This is a genomic window from Mycobacterium sp. (assembly GCF_049281135.1).
Taxonomy (GTDB): domain Bacteria; phylum Actinomycetota; class Actinomycetes; order Mycobacteriales; family Mycobacteriaceae; genus Mycobacterium.
The window spans coordinates 1-4,757 of the sequence record NZ_JBAPRN010000091.1; the positions used below are offsets into that span (position 1 = coordinate 1).

4 protein-coding genes are annotated in these 4,757 nt (G+C 62.9%); 1 reads left to right on the forward strand and 3 read right to left on the reverse strand.

The window, feature by feature from the left end:
- The coding region (locus tag WAN02_RS03575) for an aldehyde dehydrogenase family protein (protein WP_422262809.1) at positions 1 to 1,315 on the reverse strand (1,315 nt) is incomplete at its 3' end.
- A gap of 134 nt (positions 1,316 to 1,449) precedes the next feature.
- Positions 1,450 to 2,745 (reverse strand): Rieske 2Fe-2S domain-containing protein, encoded by a 1,296-nt coding sequence (locus WAN02_RS03580; protein ID WP_422262810.1) that lies wholly within the window; start codon positions 2,743 to 2,745, stop codon positions 1,450 to 1,452.
- 430 nt (positions 2,746 to 3,175) lie between these two features.
- Between WAN02_RS03580 and WAN02_RS03585 the strand changes: the two genes are divergently transcribed.
- Complete coding sequence (locus WAN02_RS03585) at positions 3,176 to 4,486, forward strand: cytochrome P450 (protein WP_422262811.1); 1,311 nt, start codon at positions 3,176 to 3,178, stop codon at positions 4,484 to 4,486.
- A 42-nt stretch (positions 4,487 to 4,528) separates the two neighbouring features.
- Here the strand turns inward: WAN02_RS03585 and WAN02_RS03590 are convergent.
- A partial coding sequence (locus WAN02_RS03590) for a cytochrome P450 (protein WP_422262812.1) occupies positions 4,529 to 4,757 on the reverse strand: 229 nt, incomplete at its 5' end.

Below are 4,757 nucleotides of genomic sequence, written 5' to 3' on the forward strand. Positions count from 1 at the left end.
CATTTCCAGCGTTCAGTTGATTCGCCAAGCGCAGTATCCGGCCGACGTCCGCAGTGCTCAGGTACGCGGACAAGCCGAATGCCGTCGAATTCGCCAGCTCGATCGCCTCGGCCTCGTCGCCGAAGGACATGACTGACAGCACCGGTCCAAAGACCTCGTTTCTGGCCAGCTCGCTGTCAGGGTCGACGTCGCCGAACACGGTGGGTGCGACGAAGTATCCCGTGTTGTGTCCACCGGACAGCTCGGTGCTGGTGAGTAACGTGCCGGCGTGCTCGTCGCGAGCCTGTTCGATGGTGCCGACGATCCGCGCCGCCGCCCCCGCGGAGATCACCGGCCCCATGGTTGTCTCCGGTCGTTGGGGATCACCGAGCTCGACCCGTGACAGGTTGTCCATCACCCGGTCCATGAGTTGCGGGTAGGCCGATCGTTCAACCAGCAATCGTGTGGGGGCAACGCAAGCCTGGCCGGACATCGCGGTAATCCCGGCGGCCGCCCGTCCAGCGGCAGCGTCCAAGTCGGCATCGGCGAACACCAGACTGGCCGATTTGCCCCCCAGTTCGAACAGCAATGGTGTCAACGTCTGCGAGCACGCCGCCTGGATGCGCGCGGCGGTGTCCGGACCGCCAGTGAAACTGATCTTGTCAATGCCGGGGTGCCGTACCAGGGCGTCCCCAGCGTCGGGACCGCCCGGCACCACGTTGACAACGCCGGGGGGAAGACCGGCCTGCAGGCACAGCTGGCCGAAGCGGACCGCCGAGAAGGGGGCCAGCTCGGATGGCTTCAGCACGACGGTGCAGCCGGCGGCCAGTGCCGCCGGCACCTTCATCCCGATCGTGGTGGTCGGCCCGTTCCAGCTGAGCAGTATCGCCACCACACCGATCGGCTCGTGCACCGAATAGTCGAAGGTGCCGACTATCGGCACGGTGGCACCTTCCAGTTTGTCCGCCCAGCCGGCGTAGTAGTCCACCCAATCGGCTGCACGATCGCTCTGCGCGGCGGCGCGCGGAGCGATCATGGCGGCCTCGAGCGTGGAGATCGCGGCGAATTCCGCGGCATGCCGGCGCAGCAGGTCAGCCAATCTCCGCAGGACGTCACGCCGATCCGGCGGGCTCCACGCGCGCCAGCTCGGGAGTGCCGCGCGCGCTGCGGCGACGGCGGCTTCGACCTCGTCGGCGCCTGCGGCTACGAATTCACGTTGGACCTCTCCGGTGGCCGCGTTGAAGTGGGGCAGGGTTCCAGTGCTGGTTTCGGTGCGCAATTCGGCACCGATAAGAACCCCGATGGGAAGGGTGGACACCGGCTCGAGCAATTGCATTGCAGCGCTTTCTGATCGTGGTGCTGGACCGGGAGCAACCGGTCACTACGGGCTAGACGGCGAAGACCTTGGCTGGGCAGTTACTCAGATCCTTTGCCGCTGCCGGGATGTGGGTCAGACCGACGCCCGGAAGGTCAGACATTGCGGCGCCGCTCCGGCTTACGCGCGTGCTCGATGACCATCTCCCGCCAAGCGACTGGGAACGCATCCGATGTCGACATTTTCTCGGTCGCGTTCTCGTAGTTGAGCGCTTCGACGATGCGCTTGTCCTGGCCGGAGAAATTGCGATGCTGTTTCCAGTTGTAGTAGGCATGGAACAGAAAACGATTAAACATCCTCCGGCGCTTGGACTTCGGATAGGTCGTTGTGTAGTAGAAGATCCACGAGTTGTCCTCATCCATCGGGGTCACCGCCCGCGAGTAGACATGGCTCTGGTAGTCCAGTCGGAACGTGGTGGGCATGTGCACCCCCATAGCCCACTCGACATCGTCGACAAGCCAGTCCATCTTCGGCCGCAGATGACGACGCAGGAATCCCATCGCGCGGGCCAGATGGAGACGCGTCGTAGTCTTGGGGAACTTCGCATTTCCCAGGCCTGGATATGTGTCCCGGAAGGGGCGCGTGGTCGTCGCCTGCGTCTTGCGTTGCTGATCGGAGTCGACGAAGTCGTAGAAGCGGGGGCTCTCGAAAACCAGTGCCCGCCCATTGATGACCTTGGTGGCAGGGCGATCAGGGCCAATATGGAGCAGCATATTCAAGCCATTCACATCCTGAGAGAGCACCTCCAGGGAGTTGCGGTGGACGTAGAACACGTGCGCATCCTGCAGGTTTTCCAGCGATGCCCGCCAATTGACCTTCCAGCGTTGCTCAGCGTGCATCACCAGTGCGCTGTCGTCGAAGAATTCCGGTGGGACGTCTTCTTGAATTGGTGCTGGATCACCCCCGCCCATCCAGATGAACACGAGGCCCTTGTGGGTTTGGGTGGGGTAAGACCGCGCCGACGAACGCCGCTGTCGGGCGAATGTCGAGTCTGGACCCTCGCCGAGAAACGCCAGGGGAGTACCGTTCTCGTCGAAAGTCAGCCCGTGGTAGGGGCACGTGATGGTGCCCTTGAAGTGACACGATCCTTGGGCGAGTGAAGCATTGCGGTGTGGGCACCAATTCGTGAGCGCAACGGCCTCGCCCTTTTCATTGCGGAAGAAGACGATGTCCTGCCCCATGATGCGCCGTTGCGTCGGCTTGCGTCTGGGCACCTTGTTGTCGGCGATCGCGGGGTACCAGTACTCCACAAGGCCCATCTTCGGAATCTGTGCACGGATGCCGAGCGACCCAGCGGTGCCGGCGGGGGTAGTCGCGGCGCGAGGTGGCCGGGGGCTGCTTGTGATGGATCCGGTCGGTTGACGCCCGGTGACCTGTTGCTCGACTGACATCTGCCCGTCCCTGCTTGCTCTGGCGGGAGGCCGCACTCGACCTCATATCGGATGATATTATATCGTATCGTTGCGCCGCGAGGGTCGGCAACCATACGCCAGCGGAGACGACAAGACGTGGTCGGCGGATTGCGTCGTGTGATCGGCCAGGTGGAGTCCTACGGCGAGCGGATTTACTCCGAGGTCAGCGGCGCTCGGTTTAGGAGCCGCTGCCGACTGTCATCGGAACTCTTTCACCAAGTGTTGCCACCCAGTCCGTGGCACAACACGACAGCAGGCCCGGCCGTTTACGCGCCGACCGTCGAGTTCACGCGGGCAAACCACGCCGGACGCAAAACATCCTTTGCCCGACGGCCACGAGCAGCTTCGTACTTACGCACGATAGGATATCGTGAGATATCTTTGGCGCCGGAGATTATGGGAGATAGAGATGCAAGACGAGAACCCGTTGTACTACGAGCCGTTCGACCCTTCGTGCCGCGAGGGACTCTTTGACACCTATGCGCGGCTGCATCGGGAGGCCCCGGTGCGTCAATGCGAATCGGGTGTCTGGACAGTCGTTCGCCTGGACGATGTTCGCATCCTGTACACGCACACAGAGGCGTTTTCCAACCGGCCGAATGGGCTGGAGACAGTCCGGCCGACAGTGGACATGTCCGATTCATCGATAGCCGAGAAGCTCGCCCCGATATTCGAAACGATGCTGCTCGACACCAAAGAATTGCTCTCGTCATCGGTCATCGTGGGCGCAGACCCGCCCATTCACACCCGAATCAGAGGCAGCGTCAATCGGGCCTTCACCCGTGGCCGGATCGAGGCGCTGCGCGGCTACATCGAAGAGGAGATTGCGCGCTGCCTCGATGGCATCGACCATGCGCCGACATTCGACGTGTACGCCGACCTGGCAAGTCAGATCCCGCTGCGGGTGATGACTCGGCTGTTCGGCCTGCCCGCTTCCGATGACGAGAAGTTCCAGCGCTGGGCGCTGATCCTCTCCACACAGTTGAACGCCCATGAGACTCGTGGCACAGCGTCCTGGCTGGCCACGCACTACAGCTTGATCTCCGAGTTCGCCGACTACTTCGTCCCGTTGATGAAAGAGCGCGCGAAGAACCCTGGTACCGACCTGCTCAGCGACATCATGGCCGCGGAGAACGATGCACTGACTGCGTCGGAAGGGGTTCTCTTCGTCCTCACGCTGTTGGGAGCGGGGACTGAAACCACCGCGAACCTCATCGGCAACGTGATCGTCGAACTGCTGCGCAACCCGGACCAGCTCGATCTGCTCCTCGCCGACCCAGCTCTGGTTGACTCGGCCATCGAGGAGTCGCTGCGTTATGACTCGCCGTTCCAATTCGTCTTCCGGGAGACGACGTCAGATATCGAGTTGTCCGGTGTGACAATCCCAGGCGGGTCGATCGTCCTCAATATGATCGGTGCGGCCAACCATGACCCGGCGCACTTCACCGACCCGGACCGCTTCGATATCACCCGGAAACCGGGGCACCTCGGCTTCGGGCAAGGTATCCACTTCTGCCTCGGTGCGGCACTGGCCCGAATGGAAGCCCGGGCCGCCCTCCGCGGGATTTTGCCTCATCTGCGCGAGTTCGCCCTGGATGAGGAGCACATGGTCGACCGGCCCAGTTTGCTCATCTGGGGCCGGATGCGGATCCCCCTGGTGCGACGCTCGATGGCCACCAGCGGTGGCGCGGCCCAGTTAGGTCTACAGAGCGGAGGTTAGCGAGTAGCCGGTTTCGGTCCGGCCTACTCGCGGGGGACTGACTCATGCCGACTCGGGGATGAACCTGACGCGCAATCTGCTGGGCACCGCGAGCCAGCCACCCACGAAATCCCATTCGAGATCGGTCTCGAGCGAGTGGATATCGGGAAGCCGGCGGACCAATTCCCGTAACGCCGTTCGCATTTCGAGCCGAGCGAAAGGTGCGCCGAGACACACATGTCGTCCGTGGCCGAAGCCCAGATGGCGAGTGGTCGTCCGATCGGGGTCAAAC

Coding starts and splice junctions, on each gene's coding strand:
- WAN02_RS03580 (WP_422262810.1), bottom strand. CDS start 2,745: ATGTCAGTCGAGCAACAGGTCACCGGGCGTCAACCGACCGGATCCATC.
- WAN02_RS03585 (WP_422262811.1), top strand. CDS start 3,176: ATGCAAGACGAGAACCCGTTGTACTACGAGCCGTTCGACCCTTCGTGC.